The 19,151-nt window shown below is 65.1% G+C and carries 14 protein-coding genes and 1 tRNA gene; 9 read left to right on the forward strand and 6 right to left on the reverse strand.

Going from position 1 to position 19,151, the window contains the following annotated elements; genetic code table 11:
• Positions 1–83 precede the first annotated feature (83 nt).
• Positions 84–572, reverse strand: coding sequence for an FKBP-type peptidyl-prolyl cis-trans isomerase (locus BWR02_RS14055; RefSeq protein WP_129882706.1), 489 nt, complete (start codon positions 570–572; stop codon positions 84–86).
• A gap of 205 nt (positions 573–777) precedes the next feature.
• On the opposite strand from BWR02_RS14055, the gene BWR02_RS14060 reads away from it, so the two are divergent.
• The 6 genes from BWR02_RS14060 to BWR02_RS14085 all read left to right on the forward strand — a co-directional run bounded on the left by BWR02_RS14060 (position 778) and on the right by BWR02_RS14085 (position 6,461).
• The gene (locus BWR02_RS14060) at positions 778–1,437 is read left to right on the forward strand and encodes a thiopurine S-methyltransferase (protein WP_139558579.1); all 660 of its coding nucleotides are present in this window, start codon (positions 778–780) and stop codon (positions 1,435–1,437) included.
• A 361-nt stretch (positions 1,438–1,798) separates the two neighbouring features.
• Entirely contained in the window at positions 1,799–2,854 is a 1,056-nt protein-coding gene (locus BWR02_RS14065) for a ligand-gated ion channel (protein ID WP_139558580.1), read from the forward strand.
• Between the two features lie 298 nt (positions 2,855–3,152).
• On the forward strand, positions 3,153–4,754 hold the full coding sequence (locus tag BWR02_RS14070; protein WP_139558581.1) for a glycoside hydrolase family 19 protein: 1,602 nt from the start codon (positions 3,153–3,155) through the stop codon (positions 4,752–4,754).
• Positions 4,755–4,936: 182 nt separating this feature from the next.
• Positions 4,937–5,647 (forward strand): electron transport complex subunit RsxB, encoded by a 711-nt coding sequence (gene rsxB / locus BWR02_RS14075; protein ID WP_139558582.1) that lies wholly within the window; start codon positions 4,937–4,939, stop codon positions 5,645–5,647.
• Positions 5,644–6,312 (forward strand): endonuclease III, encoded by a 669-nt coding sequence (nth, locus tag BWR02_RS14080; protein WP_139558583.1) that lies wholly within the window; start codon positions 5,644–5,646, stop codon positions 6,310–6,312. The genes rsxB and nth overlap by 4 nt, the downstream gene beginning before the upstream one ends.
• Before the next feature lie 73 nt (positions 6,313–6,385).
• Positions 6,386–6,461: transfer RNA gene (locus tag BWR02_RS14085), tRNA-Thr, on the forward strand.
• Positions 6,462–6,709: 248 nt separating this feature from the next.
• On the opposite strand, the gene BWR02_RS14090 is transcribed toward BWR02_RS14085, so the two are convergent.
• Entirely contained in the window at positions 6,710–7,018 is a 309-nt protein-coding gene (locus BWR02_RS14090) for a hypothetical protein (protein ID WP_139558584.1), read from the reverse strand.
• 271 nt (positions 7,019–7,289) lie between these two features.
• On the opposite strand from BWR02_RS14090, the gene BWR02_RS14095 reads away from it, so the two are divergent.
• On the forward strand, positions 7,290–7,601 hold the full coding sequence (locus BWR02_RS14095) for a hypothetical protein (RefSeq protein ID WP_139558585.1): 312 nt from the start codon (positions 7,290–7,292) through the stop codon (positions 7,599–7,601).
• Between the two features lie 397 nt (positions 7,602–7,998).
• Here the strand turns inward: BWR02_RS14095 and BWR02_RS14100 are convergent, their stop codons facing one another.
• Positions 7,999–9,054, reverse strand: a complete 1,056-nt coding sequence (locus BWR02_RS14100; protein WP_139558586.1) for a hypothetical protein — start codon at positions 9,052–9,054, stop codon at positions 7,999–8,001.
• Positions 9,055–9,763: 709 nt separating this feature from the next.
• Here BWR02_RS14100 and BWR02_RS14105 point away from each other — a divergent pair.
• The gene (locus BWR02_RS14105; protein ID WP_139558587.1) at positions 9,764–12,595 is read left to right on the forward strand and encodes a PAS domain-containing hybrid sensor histidine kinase/response regulator; all 2,832 of its coding nucleotides are present in this window, start codon (positions 9,764–9,766) and stop codon (positions 12,593–12,595) included.
• An 89-nt stretch (positions 12,596–12,684) separates the two neighbouring features.
• Here the strand turns inward: BWR02_RS14105 and BWR02_RS14110 are convergent, their stop codons facing one another.
• From BWR02_RS14110 to BWR02_RS14120, 3 genes are read right to left on the reverse strand one after another with little or no spacing between them, the layout of a single operon-like run.
• Positions 12,685–14,130 carry an efflux transporter outer membrane subunit gene (locus BWR02_RS14110; protein ID WP_139558588.1) on the reverse strand — a complete coding sequence of 482 codons (1,446 nt, stop codon included), beginning with the start codon at positions 14,128–14,130 and terminating at the stop codon, positions 12,685–12,687.
• Complete coding sequence (locus BWR02_RS14115) at positions 14,127–17,246, reverse strand: efflux RND transporter permease subunit (RefSeq protein ID WP_139558589.1); 3,120 nt, start codon at positions 17,244–17,246, stop codon at positions 14,127–14,129. The genes BWR02_RS14110 and BWR02_RS14115 overlap by 4 nt, the downstream gene beginning before the upstream one ends.
• A complete protein-coding gene (locus tag BWR02_RS14120) occupies positions 17,243–18,457 on the reverse strand; it encodes an efflux RND transporter periplasmic adaptor subunit (RefSeq protein ID WP_236102244.1) in 1,215 nt (404 codons plus the stop codon). The genes BWR02_RS14115 and BWR02_RS14120 overlap by 4 nt, the downstream gene beginning before the upstream one ends.
• 43 nt (positions 18,458–18,500) lie before the next feature.
• Between BWR02_RS14120 and BWR02_RS14125 the strand changes: the two genes are divergently transcribed.
• Positions 18,501–19,130: a TetR/AcrR family transcriptional regulator gene (locus tag BWR02_RS14125; RefSeq protein WP_162560168.1), complete on the forward strand. Its 630-nt coding sequence runs from the start codon at positions 18,501–18,503 to the stop codon at positions 19,128–19,130.
• Positions 19,131–19,151 lie beyond the last annotated feature (21 nt).

The raw sequence follows: 19,151 nt of genomic DNA on the forward strand, positions 1-19,151 counted from the left end.
CCCGAGCGGATTTCCCCGGGGAACCCCTGGCAGGGCACCGCAGCACCCGAGCCAACTCTGGCGCTGCGCGCGGTCGTTAACGATCAGTCGTGTTCGTGATGCCCGCCAGCCCCATGGACGTGGCCGTGGTCCAGTTCTTCTGGAGTCGCATTGCGGATACCGGTCACCTCGACATCGAAGTTCAAGGTCATGCCGGCCATCGGGTGATTACCATCGAGCATTACCGTATCGCCCTCGACCTCGATCACGGTCACGAGTTGCATGCCCTCGGATGACTCGGCGTGGAACTGCATACCCGGCAGCACTTCGTCGACACCGTGGAACGCAGACTTGGGCACCTTCTGCACGAGATCATTGTCGCGCACGCCGTAGGCTTCCTCGGGTGGCACGCTCACCTGAAAACGATCGCCGACTTTACGTCCCGTCAGCGCTTCCTCCAGGCCGGAGATGATGTTGCCCATGCCGTGGATGTAGGCCATCGGGTCGCTGCCCTGCGAGCTGTCGAGCACCTCGCCGTCGTTATCCGTCAGGGTGTAGTGGATGTGGACGACCTTGTTTGGAGAAATCTGCATCAATGATCTCGGATTGACTTGTAAAAGCTCCGCATGATAGCGCCTTTTGCATTGATGCGGTTAACGAATTCTCCCCTGGCACGGTCTTCAGGCAGTAACGGCCTGCAGGTTGAGGAATCCGCCGCCTGCCGCAAATCCGGCTTACAGGGGATACACGAAATGGGGTATCGTCTGCCAGAGCAACTGACCCTGGATGCATGGACCCATGGAAAGCAACTTTTGGCATGAACGCTGGCAACGCGGCGAAACCGGCTGGCATCTGCCACACGTCCACCCAATGCTGGAGCAGGGCTGGTTCAGGCTAGCCCTCCCGCGCGGTGCGCGCGTCTTGCTGCCACTGTGCGGAAAAAGCGAGGACATGGCCTGGCTGGCGGACCAAGGGTATCGGGTCGTCGGCGTCGAATTGAGCGCAGCCGCCGCCGCGGCATTCTTTACCGAACACGACTCGACATCCGATATCGACGCCGTCGGTACGTTCCGCCGCTTCCGGTCGAGCACCATCGAGATTCTGTGCGGCGATTTTTTCAGGCTGGATGCAGCACAACTGGGTGCAGTCGATGCGGTCTATGACCGGGGCGCTCTCGTGGCGCTGCCACCTGCGATGCGGGAACAATACGTCGGGCAGTTACGCACTTTGGCGCCCACCCCACTGCCGGGGCTGCTGATCACGCTGGATTACCCGCAGGAGCAGATGGACGGCCCACCGTTCGCGGTCAGCGATACCGATGTGGAGCAGTACTTCGGCGCAACCCACACGATCGAACTGCTCACCCGCACCGACGCGCTCGACGACAGCCCCCGGTTTCGCGAACGCGGCGTCACCCGCATGACCGAGAATGCCTTTGCGTTGACGCCCAGACCCTGAGCATGGGTGGCAGCGAACCGCCTGCGACGATCACGGCAGTCCCGGGCTCCCGCTGATGGGCGAACATGACAGGCTGTCAGTGTCACACCTTGACGGCATCGGAAACGGCCATTGAAAGCCGGCGCTCCGGCAGCGGCGCTGCGTCACTCGGGCCAACGGCATGACTACCGCGGTCGACCGGCGCATGCCGCGGATTCAGCCCAGGACACAAGGTCGGAACTGGCTGGACCCCTTCCCTGATCGCGCGGCGCTGTGCTCGCCCCGCCGGAACCCTGCCCGGACGACTCGAGCGTGCGGCCGGGCGTCAACTCCGGCTGCCGCGACAAGCCGGAACGGATTGAGACGATGATGGAAGACGCGGATGCTTAAGGACTCGCTTAACCGGAATGGCTGCGGCATGCTCCGTTGCGGAATCGTCCTCGTATTGACCTGTATGCTGGGCACGGCACTTCACGCTGCCGTCCCGACTCCCGAAGGACGCCCGACCGACCCGCCACCACCGGCCCCGCTACCGGCCGAGGTCGAGGTCGCCGCGTATTTGATGGACCTGCTGTCAATCGACGAAAAAGAGCAAACCTTTCAGGCCGAAATACTGTTCAACTTCCGCTGGAAAGACCCACGTCTCGCCGCTCGCCATACTGAGCCCTTGCGATTGATCGAGGATGCCGTCTCGGAACGACTGCAAACCATCTGGAATCCCAACGTGCAGTTCGTGAATGCCGTGGAGAAGCAGACCTTCAATCAGGCCTTGACCCTGCACCCGGACGGGACCGTCGAACATCGTATCGACGTGCTGGGCCGCTTTTCGACGCCCATGGATTTCCAGCGCTTTCCGTTCGATCGGCAGCGACTAAAGATCATGCTCGAGTCCTTTCTGGAGCAGACCGGGCAGTTGCGTTTCACGATCGACCGCGACCGCACGCGCGCCGATCCCGACAGCGCCAGCGGCGATCTGAATCTGATGGGCGTCCACGCCTCGGTGACCCAGTCCGCGATCAGCGGCTGGAACGAGAATTTCAGCCGGTACGTGCTCGAACTCGCGGTCGAACGGAACGTCAGCTTCTACACGTGGCGGGTGATCGTCCCGATCATGATCATCGTAATGATCTCCTTCGCGCTGTTCTTCGTCGATATCGCCTCTTACCACGACCGCGTCGGCATCGCGATGGCGTGCCTGCTCGCCTGCGTTGCGACCCAGTTCGCGATCAGCTTCAGCCTGCCGCGGATCAGCTACCTGACCCCAATCGACCGCTTCTTCGTCTGGACCTATATCTCCATTGGCTTCGGCGTGGGACTCAGCACCTGGGTCAAGATTCTCGAAAGCCGCGGTAATGCCAACTGGCAGCGGGTCGATTGGCACTCCCGCTGGCTGAGCCCCGTAATCTTTTTCGCCGGCGTCGCAGCCGTTCTGATCTGATGGCAAAGGCCCTCGCCACGAACCGCCACGGCTGGCCCGCATGATTGGGGGCGCCGATCAAGGAAAAATTACCCGCGCCGCAGGCATGCATACCGCATCCCTTGCTACGCAGACCCTCTATATTGCATCCACACGCCTCAGCGTAAACTATTGACCGGCCGGTGGAACGGCCCACCGACCTGCATCAGGAAGCGGCCATGACGGGGTACCGATCCAGTGGGACTCCGTAGGCGGAATCGATTTAAAGGCCCACAGGGACCGTAAGAACCAGGGCCTTCCAGACTCGGGGGAATTCATCATGCAGATCGATTCGAGTTTGTTCGTCAATGTCGGCGTCCGGCGGGAGTGCGCCGAGCGCTATGCCGGTGATTTCAACACGCTGCTCGCCCGTTACGGCATCGACACACCGCTGCGGGTCGCGCATTTCCTTGCTCAGGTCCTGCACGAATCAGGGTTGCTGCGGCATGTCGAGGAAAACCTGAACTACTCCGCCAAAGGACTGCGCTCGATCTTTGGCAAGTACTTCCGCTCCGACGCCGAGGCCAATGCCTTCGCGCGGCAACCGGCGAAAATCGCGAACCGGGTGTACGCCAACCGCATCGGTAACGGCAGCGAGGCCAGCGGCGACGGCTATCGCTTCCGAGGTCGCGGCCTCATCCAGCTGACCGGACGCGCGAACTACCAGAGCTTTAGTGACTGGCTCGGTGTCGACGTCGTCTCCGCACCGGACAAGGTGGCCAGCGACTATGCCGTCCACTCCGCCGTGTTCTATTGGTCGACCCGCAAACGCAACGGCCTTTCGCTGAATACCTATGCCGACCGAGACAGCCTGCTCGACATCACGCGCGCGGTGAATGGCGGTACCATCGGTCTTGAAGATCGGAAGCACCTGCTGCTCAAGCTCAAGCAGCAGTTGTCGAGCCGGCCCGGGGTATCGGCCTCATTGCCAACGGCACCGACACCGGAACGCCTGCCGCCGACGCACAGCGTCACGGCTTCCTCGCTGAACCTGCGCTCCCAAGCAGTCGTCAACAACAGCAATCGACTGGCGGCGCTCCCTCAGGGCACGCCGATCGCGTTGTTGGAGGGTAAGCCAGAGGACGCGTGGTGGAAGATTCAGGTGGCGCTGAATGGACGCCTGTTCGAGGGTTTCGTCGCCAGCGCCCATCTCAAGCCCTTCTCGGGCGCGCCGGCGGCCCGAGCGGCCGCACCGGCGGCGGCGATTCCGCCCGCCCATCTGCAGCAGGACCGTCCCGACATCACGCGGGCCCGCGACGGGGGCCGCGCGTTCCCGCTCGGCGAGAAAGACCGGCCGGGCCGTCAGGGCGTCGTCCCGGTCGAGCGTGTCGACGAGATCCATGTCATCGTGGCGTACCTCGACAGTGCGAAAGCCACGCACAAGCGGTACTGGCCCCAGGGCAGCACCACCTTCTGCAACATCTACGCCTATGACTATTGCTATCTGGCCGGCCCCTACCTGCCACGGGTCTGGTGGAAGAGCGACGCACTGGAGCGACTGCAAGGCGGCGATGCGGTGGACGCAGTCTACGACCGCACGGTGCGCGAACTCAACGCCAACGCGCTGCACGACTGGCTTGAGGACTATGGCGAACGGTTCGGATGGCAGCGCGCGGCGGATATCGACGAATTGCAACGGGCGGCAAACGACGGCGGTATCTGCCTGATCGTCGCGAAGCGGAAGGATCTGAACCGCTCGGGCCACATCACCGCGGTGGTTCCGGAAACCGACGACTTCTCCGCGTCCCGCAACGCTCAGGGTATGATCCAGCGTCCCGTTGAGTCGCAGGCCGGTGCGACCAATTACCGCCTTGTCGTGCAGAACCGCGCCTGGTGGCTGGATCCGAAGTTCAGTTCTTTCGGTCTTTGGCATCACGCTTAGCGCGAGCCCACACCTGGCGAGGGCGGGAAACCCGGCCGGCCCTCACCCACAGGCCCACACCGGCACGCCACCGGCGCGATTGACATCCCCTGCAACAGACCTAGAATCGCCGCGTTCAAGCCAGATCCGATCGGTCAGGCGGCGGGCCGTTTGGCCCCCGCACATCGCCGCCGAATGTCCCGATGACGCTATCCGACGAACCGCACCCCGTGTCCAACTCCAGCCCATCCGCCACCGTCGACGGCCTAGCGAAGCGCATCGACGCACTATTGCCCCAGACCCAGTGTCGCCAGTGCGGATACGCCGGCTGCCGTCCATACGCCGAAGCCATCGCCTGCGGCGAGGCTGACATCAACCAATGCCCGCCCGGCGGAACCGCGGGTATCGCAGCGCTGGCAACCCTGCTGGGATGCGAACCCAAGCCGCTGAATCCCCAGCACGGTGTGGAGCAGCCGCTCCATCTGGCGGTGATCGACGAGCCGAAGTGCATAGGCTGCACGCTGTGCATCCAGGCCTGTCCGGTCGATGCGATCATCGGTGCCGCGAAGCTAATGCACACGGTCATCGCCGCCGAATGCACCGGATGCCGACTGTGCATCCCGCCCTGTCCGGTCGACTGCATCGTCATGGTGCCCGCGCCGCCGGAACAACTCGCGCAACCCGATCACTGGCGTCGGCGTCATGAAGCTCGACACCTACGTCTGAACCGCGAACAACAGCAAAAGACCGAGCGGGCGGAACGGCAAAAGGCCGCCTTGCAGCGGCCCGGGGCCGAGGAAATCGCTCGTGCCATCGAACGGGCCCGGGCTCGCAAGCAGGCGATGGCGACGACGGGGTCCAGCGGCACATCGTCAATCAAGACTCCGCACTCCGAAGACAGCTCCGACGCATGAACCAGGAACGGCGCCGGCAGATTTACGACCGGCTAGCAGCCGCGATTCCGGAACCCACGACCGAACTGCGCTACACCTCGCCGTTCGAATTGCTGGTCGCCGTCGTGCTGTCGGCTCAGGCCACCGACAAGGGCGTCAACAAGGCAACGGAAAAGCTCTTCGCCGTCGCGAACACGCCGGCAGCCATCCTCGCACTCGGCGAGGAAGGTCTGAAGGATTACATCAAGACGATCGGGCTGTTTAACAGCAAGGCGCGCCATATCATCGCGCTGTGCGCGTTTCTGCTGGAGCGACACGCCGGGGAAGTCCCCGCGACGCGAGGCGAACTCGAGGCCCTACCCGGCGTGGGCCGCAAGACGGCGAACGTTATCCTGAACACGGCGTTTGGCCAGCACACCATCGCCGTCGACACGCACATCTTCCGGGTGGCAAATCGCACCCGGCTTGCCCCGGGCAGGAATGTGCGCGAGGTCGAGGACAAACTCAACCGGTTCACGCCGCGCGAGCATCTGCGCGATGCGCACCACCTGCTGATCCTGCACGGACGCTATACCTGTATCGCGCGCAAGCCAAAGTGCGCCGAATGCGTCATCGCGGATCTGTGCGAGTATCCGGACAAGCCGGCCCGGACCGCGCAGGATGACACGCCCGGCACCGCGCACTGACGACCTGGACTAACCGCCCCCCCGCACCGCCGAGCCTCACAAGCACCCGGAACTTGTGTAGAATCCGTCCATTGCCGGCGTAGCTCAGTTGGTAGAGCATCTGATTTGTAATCAGAGGGTCGCGGGTTCGAATCCTGTCGCCGGCTCCAATATCTCAATGGTTTGCGACAAGGTCAGCACCGCACCCGCAGGACCTTGCGGCACCGATGCCGGCGGTCTCCCGGGACGCTTCCCGACGAAGTTCGGGGCCATCGCACTCAAGTCGAGCCAGCCTCGCGATAACTCTGCACAGAGCGCGCCAGAGCTCTGACAGCTTGGTCGCATTCCCTTGCTATCCGGCCCGAATCCGGTCTTCCGCAGGCCTGGGGGGAAGACTAAAATCCACCGCAGCGGCGCCTCAGCCGAGCTGTCGTACTTCAGCCAGAAGATGTCGAGGCTCGCCTTGTCGCGCGATCGGTTCTTTACAGCCGAAATACTTGAAGCGTTCCGTCGACTTGCGCCGACGACGGTTCTCCGGTTGGCAGCAAGCGATGCAGTCCTGCAGGTCCCAGAATTTCAGCGGCTTGGGCTTCCGCGTGAAAGGCTTGTCGGTGCGGATATCGCAGAACCAGATGCCCCGGGTATGGATCCGGCCGTCCTTGAGGAGGGGCTCGAACAAGGGCGCGTTCGCCTGGACGCCCCGGGCGTAGACGATGCCGGTCGGCAAGGCAGGATGGTATGCGCGTCGCAGGTTTCGGGCAGTTTCCGGCGAATCTTCTCGCCCGCCCCGCTTCCATCGATGGTAGCGCGAAGGACGCGAAAAGCCCCAGAGCCCAGGGGGAGGATTCATGGGCTGTTGCACCTTACCGCACCGCACCCCACCCCGCTTTTTTTTTTGCGGCGCCGCGCTGTACAGGAGCCCCATCGAAAGTCCCTTTGAAAATCCACGCCGTGGATTGATACTGGTCTTGCAAGTCAATCACCTGAGGTGCGGACCCATGAGCGCAAAGCTCGCTATCGTCGCCATACTGCTCGCCAGCCCGGCGCAGGCGTGGGATACACGGGGCACAGACGGCACCGGAACGGACCGGTTCAACAATGGCTCGGGCTCGCCAGGCATCTACAGCTCAGACGGCAAGTTCCTGGGCAATCTGAATTCCAATCGATACGATCCGGACTCGGTCGCGAATCCCTACGGCCGCTACGGTTCGCCGTATTCGCCCGACTCCATCAACAACCCTTACGGCAAGTACGGGTCTCGCTACTCGCCCGAGGGCGTCAGAAATCCGTATGGCACCGGGGAATGGTGAATCCGCAGCTGCGGTCGGTCGATGGAGCACTGACGCCCATCGCCGTCGAGGCGACGCGGTCGAATGGGCCGCACGTGCCAAGTCTGCTGAGCGCCGATGCCCTCCACGCGAGGTTCCAGCTGTCGCGCGCTGTTCGCCTGAGCGTGACTCTCGGGAATGGAACGAGACCGCGCTTGTGACTGCTGCCGCGCCCATGCACGGGCAGCGACTGGGAAGGGTGCGATGGAAAGTGCCGAAGATACGGGGCCATTGGGGGGAATCAGGTCCGTTCAGGCTTGGGAGCCTGACACCTCCGGCACGACCCAAGTCTAGTCGAAACCACGCGAGGCGATAGGTCCATGAACATCACCACCCAACCGCCTGCCCTTTCGGCACGCCACGAAGCGCCGCAGCGGGGTCAACGGCTCGAACAGCGGATGTTGCTCGGGCACGCCGTGTTGATCGCCCATTTCTTGGCCTCCAGCACCGGCAGCAAATCGCGCTCCCAGATGTAGCGGTCTTCACCCCATCCCATGCGGGGCCAGAAGATATAGTGAGCGTGCAGTCGGTTGACCGCATAGTCGTATACGTCCGTCCACGTGCAGGGGTGCCCGCCGCAATCCGTCCCATCTCGAAAGAGATGGCCCCGACCGCCGGCAAGAAAGGTCAGCTCGACCAACGGGGCAGAGACGATCCGTCCGGCATAGGTACTGAAATAGGCATCGAACGGGTTGCCGTTGCCTGAAGGCGGCACGGTGTCCGGGTGGGTCATGCCACCGCCCAGCGATGCAATCGTATCGATGAGCTTCACCTGCAGCTTCGGGTTCATCAGCGACCAGTTCAGCGACACGGCCCAGGGCGTCATCGGAAAGGCGGCCGCCATCGCTTTGGCCTGCCGTTCCAGCGCCGCCTCGTAATCGGGCTGCGAGAGCCCGCTACTGTTCAAGGCCGACTCGGTGTTCTGGACCATCACCAAGGTCGGATCGGTATCGAAACGCTGTCCGACTGCCTTCAGCAGGGCGGCCCAGCGCTCACCTACGGCTGGCACGGCACGCTTGGGGTTACAGGCGAACTGCCCCGAATGCTGGGAAGTCACTTCCTGACCGCCGCTATAGCGAGCATCCGTGAGCATGTCGTCGGGCACGCAGCGGGCCTCGTCCTCATCCTCGACGTTAAACCCCTTGTCCTCCAGCGCAATACCGAGTTTCTTCCCGGCCGCCCGCGCCAGCGCCAGACTGTCGGCGATGATCGACATATCGAACACACCCGGCCTCGTCTCGATCTGGCGCCACTGCACCCGGATCAGCGCGCCGGCCGACTTTGGCGTGTCCAGCGCCCGCTTCAACGCCTTCTGGCCATCCCCACCATCCTTGACCTCAAAGTAATGCCCGGGAGCCCATTTCTTCAATGGGGGACCGTCGGCGAGCGCTGCCGTCGCCGCGAGCATTGCCGCAAGCGCAGGGAAAGTCTTCATCGGGAGGCCTCGTGAATGGTTAAGCGTGTCAAGTCGGTGTGGTCTTTGCGTTATGCGGGGCGGGACTCGGGCATACAGTGCCAGGGCGGTTCTCGGCTTCGCCATCCCTGCGCTTCGGGGTCCCGGGATCCGATCCGGAACGACGGCTCAAAAGCCCTGGGTTGCCTTCAGCACAATGGCAGCGTCGCCGAGCGGCATCGAAGGATCGTCTCGCCAAACCGATTCAGCGGCGCCAACGCGGTGGGGAGCGCACAGGGCACCAATGCACGGCTCGAACCCACGCCGCTCACCGGCCAGCGTGCCAAGTCTCAGCGCGAGTCTGCCAGCGTCTGCGCCGCGTGTCACGACCCCAGCCGGCCGGGGGCCGTCGGGTCGGAGTGCGCTACCTATTCCCAAGGCCGGATGCGCGGGATACCATTTCCAACCCAACAACTCAGAAAAACCCTTATCCCGCCCGTCGTGCGGCTTAGGCGAGCCGACCCGCCGAGGGCCTCAGGATCCGACGCCCATCCCAGCCCTCGCGTCCAACCGGCACCCATGGGTTTGCCGGCACCGAGCCGTGGCGGGCGAGTCGCCGTGTCGACGTGACGCAACTTCCGGTACCGTTGCCGCTTAGCCGACCATTACAACCGGGATCGCTCATCGCGGCCGTAAGTGGCTTTTCCTTGAGAAAGCGCTCAATTCAAGTTCCCTGGAGACATGAGACATCATGAAGGTTCCCCAGCCCGCCTTCGAGGAACCGGCCGTCGGCACCGTTGATGAGAACTGCATCCGGACCCCGCCCGCTACCGAACAGGTGGCCGCGAACGAGCTGAACAGCGCCGCAAGTCGGAACACCGACAGCATTGCGTACCTCAAGTCAGAACTCGAGCGGCAGCGTCGGCTGCTGTCCCGTCAGGACGAGGAACTGCGCGGGTTGCGCGAAAGCGAGAAGCGGCTTCGCGACACACTCGACCATGCGCCCGTCCTGGTCTTCATCAAGGATATCCAGGGACGTTACCTGTTTGCGAATCGCCGCTGCGCCGAACTGCTCCACGCCGACCCTGAGAATATCGTAGGCAAGACGACCGACGAGTTGTTCGCGCCGGAAGTCGCCGCAAAGCTCACGGCCAACGACCGGTGGGTGCTGTCCGGACAAGGCTGCCGGCAGGTGGAAGAATTGCTGCCGGTCAATGGCGCCTGGCGCACCTTCCTGTCGTCCCAGTTCCCGCTCACCGATCTGGACGGAAACATCTATGCCACCTGCGGCATCTCCACCGACATCACCGAGCGTAAGCGCGCCGAAGCCCTTAACCACAAGCTGGCCGCGATCATCGAAGCCAGCAGCGACCTGATCGCCACCGCCACGCCAGACGGCCGAATCGAATACATGAATCGGGCGGGCCGCGCGCTGCTCGGCATCGGTGCCACAGAGTCCCTGTTGCACACGACCATCGAGGATTATCACCCGGTCTGGGCCTATCGGCGCGTTGTCGAAGCTGGCGTCCCGGCTGCATTCGAGTTCGGCCGTTGGCAGGGCGACAATGCAATGCTGACGCGGAGCGGAGCCGAAATTCCCGTTTCCCAGATGATCCTGGCCCAGAAGGACGCCGAAACAGGCGATTTGGAATTCATCGCAACGGTCTGCCGGGACATTACGGAACGCCAGCGAACCGAGATGGCACTCCGCAAGCTGCAGCAGGAACAGGAACTCATCCTGGATTCCGTACCGGCGATGATCTTCTACAAGGACACTGCCAATCGCCTCCTGCGTGTCAACGCCAGGGTCGCCGAGGCGTTGGGCCTGCCTAAGGATCGGATCGAGGGCCGGCACACGAGCGAATTTTTTCCGGACGAGGCCGAGCGATACTATCAGGACGATTTGATCGTCATCCGAAGCGGCCAACCCCGCCTCGGCATCGAGGAGCCGATTCGCGTCGCCGCCGACCGGGTTCGGTGGCTGTCCACCGACAAGGTCCCCCTCAAGGATGCCGCCGGGAAGGTGACCGGCGTACTGGTAATGGCCACGGACATCACCGACCGCAAGCTCATTGCCGAGGCTCTGCAGGAAAGGGAACGCAGGTTATCGGAATCACAGCGGATCGCCCATATCGGAAGCTGGAGCTGGGATTTCTCCGAGACATTGTCGTGGTCAGAAGAAACCTTTCGGATCTATGGGGTTTGCCCCGAGAACTTCACTCCGACCGTCAACTCGCTGCTGGAGTGCCTCCACCCGGATGACCGCAGCCTTATGCAGGCATGGATCACGGCATGCGCTGCGGGCGACGCTCCGCCCGAGTTTGAATTCCGCGCGCTGCTCCCCGGCGGTCGCGTGCGCCACCTGACGGGTCGGGGCGAGTTACAGCGCGATGAGCGGCACCTTCCCATGCGCATTGCCGGCACCGTTCAGGACATTACCGACCGCAAGCTGGCCGAAGCCGCACTGCAGGATGCGGACCGCCGCAAGGACGAATTCCTCGCGACCCTCGCGCACGAACTCCGCAACCCGCTGGCACCGATCGGCAATGCGGTGCAAATCCTGCAAACGGCGGGCATCGACGACCCGACACGCACCTGGTGCTGCGAGTTGATCAGACGCCAGATGGAACACCTGACGAAGCTGGTCGACGAACTGCTGGATATCTCACGGATAACCCGCGGCAAGATCAGCTTGGACTGGCAGCCGGTCGCGGTCGGGGACATCGTGGAGCGCGCGTTGGAAAGCTGTCGGCCCTTGCTGGAAACCTACCGACATCAACTCGATTTACTTCTGCCGTCGGCCGCCGCCTATGTTGAAGGCGATCCGGTACGTCTGGCGCAGGTGGTGTCGAACCTGTTGAACAACGCCGCCAAGTACACCGAACCCGGCGGACATATCGCACTGAGGGTAGAACCGGGTGACGATGGGATCATCCTCCGCGTCAAGGACAACGGTATAGGGATCCCGCCCGCGCTGCTGTCGCAGGTGTTCCAGATGTTCACACAGGGCGACCAGTCACTTGAGAAAACCCACGGCGGGCTCGGGATCGGACTCAGTCTGGCGCGGGAACTGGTGGCACTGCATCACGGCTCAATCCAGGCCTACAGCGCGGGCGCTGGCCAGGGCAGCGAATTCGTCGTGTGGCTGCCGGCAGCGTCGCCGCCGAGCGAGCCGGCGCCCGCGCAATCGGAAGCCGCGCCGGCGCCATCGCCGCCGCGGCGCGTGCTGGTCGCCGACGACAACCAGGACGCGGGCGACAGCCTGGCGGCGTTGTTGCGCGCACTCGGCCACGAGGTGTACATCGCGCGCGACGGTCTGGAAGCGGTCGCGGCTGCCGAGGCGCATCGGCCAGAATTCATCCTGATGGACATCGGCATGCCCAGGCTGAATGGCTACGACGCCTGTCGTCGCATCCGGGAGCACGCCTGGGGCCGCGACATCGTGATCACGGCCCTGACCGGCTGGGGCCAGGACAGCGACCTGCAACGGTCGCAGGCAGCGGGTTTTTCCCACCACCTGACCAAGCCTGTCGACTTCAACGCCTTGCGGCAGCTAATCGACACGTTGCCGTCCACCGCGTAACACGGTAGGGCACCTAGAGCCTAACGTCCCGTCGATGACCGGACACGGCAAGCAGCCCAGACCGTTCCCCCTCCAACGCCGTTGCGGCCTCAGCGGCTGGCGACCGGGTCGGCGCCAGCGCTCCATCCGCCCCCGAAAGCCCGATACAAGGACACGACCGAGACCGCCAGAGCCGTCTGCGCCCGGACTCGAGCCTCACGAGCCTCAAGCTGCGCCCGCCGGGCATCCAGCACCGACAACAGGTCGGTCGCGCCCCGCACGTGAAACGCCTCGGCGTCACGGTGCGATAACACGGCAGCTTCCTCGGCGCGCGCCCATTGCTCGACCTGTTCGGTGGCGGCGCGGTGGCCCACGTAGGCGTTCTCGACGTCTTCCAGCGCGGTCAGAAAGGCCCGCTCGTACTCTGCCGCGGCCTGTTCCAATCGCGCGTCCGCGGCCGTGATCCCGGCGCGAATCCGGCCGGCATTGAACAGTGGCGCCGAGAGTCCCGAGCCCAGCGCATACACCGTCTCGGCCAGCGACGGGTAGCCACCGACCGCGAGCGCACCGAAGCCGCCGCTCGCCGATAACACCAGGCGTGGATACAGTTCGGCCTCGGCCGCGCCGAGAGCGGCCGCGGTTGCGTTCACCGTGCGTTTGGCCAGCCGCAGATCGGGCCGCTGTTCCAGCAATTGGGCCGGTAACAGGCCTGGCAGTCGCGGCGCGGCCGCCGGCAGCGGCGCCGCGGGCGCGAGCAGCGTTTGCAGCCGCGTCGGCGTTTCGCCCGCCAACACCCCAAGCCGATGAATCGTGACGTCCGCCGCGCGGAGCAGGTCGGGCAGAACAGCCTCGGTACTCCGCAGCGCAGTCTGCTGGCGAGCCACGTCGCCGCGATTCGCACGGCCTGCGGCGAACAGCGCCTGCACGGTCCTCAGGCGCTGCTGCTGGAGCGCAATGTGCTCGCGCAGGATGCCGGTGCGGGCCTGGATACCGCGCAGCTCGAGATAGTTCGTCGCGAGATTGGCCAGCAAGCCGACCCGCACCCCGCGGGCCCCTTCGTCGGTGCTGGCAGCCTGCTCGGCGGCGGCTTCCGCTTCGAGCCGCCGCCCGCCGAACAGGTCGATCTCCCAACGGGCGACAAGCCCCCCGCTGACGGCGTTCGCAGCCGGCGTGACCAGCTTGACGCCTTGGGGTCCGGGCACGGCGATGATGCGATCGATCCGCTTCTCCCGCCCGCCGGACCCCGATAACTCGATCGACGGATAGAGCGTCGACTCGGCCACGTCGACCATCGCGCGCGCCTCGCGCACCCGCGCCTGCGCGGCCTTGATGTCGCGATTCGCGGCCAAAGCCTGAGTGACGAGCCGGTTCAGCACCGGATCTTGGAAACCCTGCCACCAGGACGCCAGCGACCGCGGATCAGTGGCCGCGGCCCCCGCCTCGGCGTTGCGCCAGCGCTCCACCTTCGGGAGCGACGCCGCGGGATCCACCCGCGTCGGGGTGCAGCCTGCCACGAGCGATGCGAGTAGCGGCAGAACCAGGGCCCGCGCCTTCATCGCGCACCTCCGGCCGGCACGGGCGCAGTCGGATCGGACGCTGCGGCAGCGCGGCCGGTTTCATCGAGCCGGTCCGGACGCCGGGCGTCGAACCAGGCGGCGTAAAGGGCGGGCAGGAAGAACACCGTCAGCACGGTCGCCACGGTCAGGCCGCCCATGATCGCGATGGCCTGCGGGCCGAAGAAGTCGTTCTGCGACAGCGGCACCATCGCCAGGATCGCCGCCGCGGCCGTCAACAGGATCGGCCGGAAACGGCGCACGGTCGCCTCGACGATAGCTGTCCAGGTATCGCGACCAGCCTGCTCGTCGCGATCGATCTGTTCGACCAGGATCACCGAGTTCCGCATGATCATGCCGGCCAGCGCGATGATGCCGAGCAGCGCCACGAAACCGAACGGCGCGCCGAACAACAGCAACGCGAAGGCCGCGCCGATCAGGCCGAGCGGGGCGGTCAGCAGGACCAGCAGGCTGCGCGACAGGCTCCGCAACTGCACCATCAGCAACAGCAGGGTCACGACCGCGACCAGCGGAATCCAGACGAGGATCGAGCGCTGCGCAAGCCACGCATTCTCCTTGGCGGCCCCAACCTCGATGGCATAGCCCGGCGGCAATTCGGCCCGGATCGCGTCGATGTCCGGCAGGATCTGGTCGGCGACATCGGGTGCCAGACTGCCGTCGACGATGTCGGCGCGCACCGAGATGGCCGGAAAGCGGTTCCGGCGCCAGCGGATACCGTCCTCGAACACCGTCTCCAGTCGCGCCAGCTGCGAGACCGGCACGCTGCGGCCGTTCGCGGTGGGCACGGCAACCTCCGGCAACTCGTGCAGCGCGACGCGCTGCTCTGGCCGTGCTCGCCAGACGATGTCGAGCAACTCGTCGCCGTCACGGAACTGGCCCACCCGCAGGCCGTCATAGTGGCGCTGCAGTGCATTCGACAGGCCCACGGAGCTGACGCCGAGTGCGCGCGCCTTGTCCTGATCCACCACCAGGCGGACGGCCGGAATCCGCTCGTGCCAGTCGTCGTTGACGTCCACAGTGTTGGGGTTCGCCCGGACGACGTCCCTGACCCGGTCGGCAATGCGCCGCACCACCTCGGCCTCCTCGCCGAAGACGCGGAACACCACCGGATATTCGAGCGGCGGTCCGACGTCCAAGCGCGTCGCACGACCCCGGACTTCCGGGAAATCGGCCGCGAACGCCTGCTGGAGGCGGTGCCGGACCCGCTCGCGCGCGGCGGTGTCACGGGTCATCACGACCAGCTGCGCTAGGTTCGAGTGGTTCAGCTGCTGCGTGATCAGCAGGAAGAAACGCGGGCTGCCGCCGCCAACGTAAGTGCTGGTGTGCAGCACGTCCGGATCGGCAGACAGCAGGCTCTCGAGTCGCCGTGCCGCCGACCCGGTCTCGGCCACCGCCGTGCCCTCCGGCAACCACAGGTCGACCATCAGTTCCGGCCGGTCGGATAACGGAAAGAATTGCTGCGGCACCCGCAGCAGCGCCGCGACACCCAGCACGAACAGCGCGGCAGTCGCGACCAGCACCGCCTTGCGGTGTTCGACGCACCGGTCCACCGCCTGTCGCAGGCGCCGGTAGAATGGCGTGTCGAACGCGTCCGGGGCATGGCTCGCGGCGGGCGTCACGCGGAGTATCCAGTAGCCGAGGTAGGGCGTGAAGATGACCGCCCCAATCCAGGACAGGATCAACGCGATCGCCACGACCTGGAAAATCGCGACCGTGTACTCGCCCGCCTGGGACTGGGCCAGCCCGACCGGCAGGAAACCGGCGACCGTAATCAGCGTGCCGGTGAGCATCGGCAGCGCGGTCACACCGTAGGCATACGTTGCCGCGCGAACGCGCTCCCAGCCTTCCTCGAGCTTACGGGCCATCATCTCGATCGCGATCATCGCATCGTCGACCAACAGACCCAGCGCCAGAATCAGCGCCCCCAGCGAAATCCGGTGCAAGTGAATTCCGAACAGCCACATGCACAGCAGCGTCGCTGCCAGCACCAGAGGAACCGTCAGCGCAACGACCGAGCCGGCACGAAAGCCCAGGCTCAGGAAGCTGACCAGGAACACCGCCGCCAGCGCCTCGCCGAAGGTGCGCAGAAACCCGCCGATCGCCTGCTCGACGACCCGCGGCTGATCGGCGACCTGTTCGACGACCACGCCGACCGGCAGCGTGCCCTCGATCCGGCGCACGGACGCCTTCAAGGCCGCGCCCAGGGCCAGCACGTCGCCACCCTGGCGCATCGTGATGCCCAGCCCCACGGCGTCCTTGCCGTTGAAGCGCATCCTGAACACCGGCGGATCGACGGTGCCGCGCGTGACGCGGGCGATGTCCCCGACGCGGAAACTGCTGCCACCGACCCGCAGGGCCAGGTTCGCGATCTCATCCACGGCCGTGAAGGCACCCGTGACGCGGATCGGCAGATCCCGCAGCGGGTCGCGCACGGCACCGGTCGGTGCCATCGCATTCCGGGTCTGCAGCGCCTGTCCGATCTCTAGGGGATCGAGTCCGAGCTTGGCGAGTTGCTTGTCGGAGAACTCGACGTGGATCTGCTCGTCCTGCACGCCGATCAGGTCGATCTTCTCGACATCCGGGACCCGCAGCAGCTGGCGGCGAACAGCGTCGGCGAAGTCGCGGAGTTCCGCATCGGTATAGCCGTCGCCGGAAATGGCGTAGATCGCGCTGTAGGTGTCGCCGAACTCGTCGTTGAAGAACGGTCCCAGCACACCCGGCGGCAGCGCGATGGCGATATCGCCGACCTTCTTGCGCACCTGATACCACAGGCCCGGGATCGTGTCGGCGGGCACATCTTCCCGCGGCGTGACGAAGATGACCGACTCGCCCGGCTTCGAATAGCTGCGCAGATAGTCCAGATTCGGCAGCTCCTGGATTTTCCGCTCCAGACGGTCGGTCACCTGCTGCTCGACTTCCAGTGCCGTCGCACCGGGGTAGAGCGTCTTGACGACCATGACCCGGAACGTGAACTCCGGGTCCTCGCCCTGCCCCAGCTCGAGGTAGGCAAACACCCCGCCGATCATCAACAGCGCCATCAGCAGGGCGGTGAAGCCACGATTGTCCAACGCCCAGGCACTCAGGTTGAACCGGCTCATGGGCGTGCCCCTTCGCGATGGGTCAGATCATTGGCTGCGATGGCGGCAACCGGTTCCAGAACGTTGACGGCCTGTCCCTCCGCAAGGCGCTGCACCCCGGCCGTCACGACCCACTCGCCGGGACTCAACCCCGAAACCTCGATGCGCGCGTCGGGGAGCGGCGCGCCGGGCGTCACACGCCGCGTCGCGACCGTTGCGCTGGCGCGATCCAAGATCCAGACCCGCGCCCCTGAGGGATCTGCAGGCGTGGTGAAGAGCGCGGACAGCGGAATCGCCAGCGCTGCGGACGGTTTCGGCGCTGGCAACCACAGCGTCGCCGTCATGCCCAGTGCGGCCTGATCGAGTCCTTCGACGAGCGCTGCCCTGACCGTGTAGGTCCGCGTCAAAAGGTCCGCAGCCGGCGCAATCTCCCGGATTCGCGCCTTGAGCGGGCGTGGCCCGTCCGCGCCGAGTCTCGCGATCACCTCCAGACCCGGTTTTAAGCCCTGCACACGCTGCTCGGGCACCTGAATCACGACGTCCTTCTGATCGAATTGCGCGAGCACCGCGACCGGCTGCCCCGGCGCGATGACGTCGCCGGCCTCGGCCGCGAGTCCGCTGATCACGCCGTCGCGTTCGGCGCGCAGTTCGGCATAGGCGAGACGGTTGCCGGCCTGCGCCCGCTGCGCCTCCAGCGCTGCGACCCGCTCGCGTGCAGCGGTGTAGGCCGTCTCGTGCCGCTCCCACTCCGGCTGGGCGATGACGGCCTGTTGGAGCAACTCGCGAAAGCGCTCCAGATCGGCGCGGAGAAAGTCGCGCTCGGCCTGCGCCGCGATGAGCTGCGCCTTCAGGCTCTGCACCGCAAGACGGTCGTCGTCCGACTCCAGTTGCGCAATCAGCTGACCCTTCCGTACCCGGTCACCGACCTCGACCCGCCGGACCGCCAACTTGCCGCCGATACGGAAAGCCAGCTGGATCTCCCGCCGAGCCCTGACTTCGCCGGCAAAACCGGCATTCGAGCCGAGCGCAGCCGTCTGCACCTGAGCGACGCGGACCGGCCGAGGCCGCACCTGTGGCTCGGGTGGCGGCGAACACCCGGCCGCGAGCAGGAGCACCACGGCCAGTACGGCGGTCGGCAGGGAGCGCAGACGGGATGGATCAGGCACAGAGTGAACCACGCCGCGGAGGAGAAAGGTCCGGTTGCTCATGTTCGCACCACTTAATATACTCATCGGTAAAGTAAGTCTACATAACTTTACTATACGGTCAAGTATCGTGACGGAACCCACCCTGAGCCGCCCCGGCCGCCCCCGCGACCCCGAGCGGATGCGTCGGGTCATCGACGCGGCATCCCGGCAATTCCTCGAGCAGGGCTTCGAACGCACCAGCATGGATGCGGTCGCGCGTGAGTCCGGGGTCTCGAAGATGACGATCTACAGCTACTTTCCGACCAAGGCCGCGCTGTTCGAGGCGGTCATCGGCCAACGGACCGATACCGTGTTCGATCTGGATGCCGGAGAGACGCTGGAACCGCGGGCACCGGCTGCAACGCTGAGCGTGATCGGCCGTCGGTTTCTGGCGTTGATGCGGGCAGATGAAGTGATGGGCCGGCACCGTGTGCTGTTTGCCGCGGCCGGCATCCAGCACGAGGCCTGCGCGGCCTTCTTTCGGCAAGGCCCCGAAAAGCTGATCGGCGGGGTCCGGGACTATCTCGATCAGGCCGTCGCCGCAGGGGCCTTGCGACCCCACGACACACGGGTAGCGGCCGATCAGTTCCTGTCGCTGTTCCTCGGCGGGTCGCACATACGGGCGATGCTCGGGCTCGGCAAGCCCTCGCCAGAAGAAGATGCGCGGTTGGTCCAGGCCAACGTCGACCTGTTCATGCGGGCCTACGGCATGCTCTGAGCAGGCCGTACCGTAGTCACC

Source organism: Methylotetracoccus oryzae (assembly GCF_006175985.1).
Classification (GTDB): Bacteria; Pseudomonadota; Gammaproteobacteria; order Methylococcales; family Methylococcaceae; genus Methylotetracoccus; species Methylotetracoccus oryzae.

What these genes read in the sequence shown, in the direction of transcription:
- BWR02_RS14095 (WP_139558585.1), top strand. Translation starts at nt 7,290, where the DNA reads ATGAGCGCAAAGCTCGCTATCGTCGCCATACTGCTCGCCAGCCCGGCG.
- BWR02_RS14105 (WP_139558587.1), top strand. Translation starts at nt 9,764, where the DNA reads ATGAAGGTTCCCCAGCCCGCCTTCGAGGAACCGGCCGTCGGCACCGTT.
- BWR02_RS14065 (WP_139558580.1), top strand. Translation starts at nt 1,799, where the DNA reads ATGCTTAAGGACTCGCTTAACCGGAATGGCTGCGGCATGCTCCGTTGC.
- BWR02_RS14055 (WP_129882706.1), bottom strand. Translation starts at nt 572, where the DNA reads ATGCAGATTTCTCCAAACAAGGTCGTCCACATCCACTACACCCTGACG.
- BWR02_RS14070 (WP_139558581.1), top strand. Translation starts at nt 3,153, where the DNA reads ATGCAGATCGATTCGAGTTTGTTCGTCAATGTCGGCGTCCGGCGGGAG.
- BWR02_RS14060 (WP_139558579.1), top strand. Translation starts at nt 778, where the DNA reads ATGGAAAGCAACTTTTGGCATGAACGCTGGCAACGCGGCGAAACCGGC.
- BWR02_RS14100 (WP_139558586.1), bottom strand. Translation starts at nt 9,054, where the DNA reads ATGAAGACTTTCCCTGCGCTTGCGGCAATGCTCGCGGCGACGGCAGCG.
- BWR02_RS14120 (WP_236102244.1), bottom strand. Translation starts at nt 18,457, where the DNA reads ATGAGTATATTAAGTGGTGCGAACATGAGCAACCGGACCTTTCTCCTC.
- nth (WP_139558583.1), top strand. Translation starts at nt 5,644, where the DNA reads ATGAACCAGGAACGGCGCCGGCAGATTTACGACCGGCTAGCAGCCGCG.
- BWR02_RS14115 (WP_139558589.1), bottom strand. Translation starts at nt 17,246, where the DNA reads ATGAGCCGGTTCAACCTGAGTGCCTGGGCGTTGGACAATCGTGGCTTC.
- BWR02_RS14110 (WP_139558588.1), bottom strand. Translation starts at nt 14,130, where the DNA reads ATGAAGGCGCGGGCCCTGGTTCTGCCGCTACTCGCATCGCTCGTGGCA.
- rsxB (WP_139558582.1), top strand. Translation starts at nt 4,937, where the DNA reads ATGACGCTATCCGACGAACCGCACCCCGTGTCCAACTCCAGCCCATCC.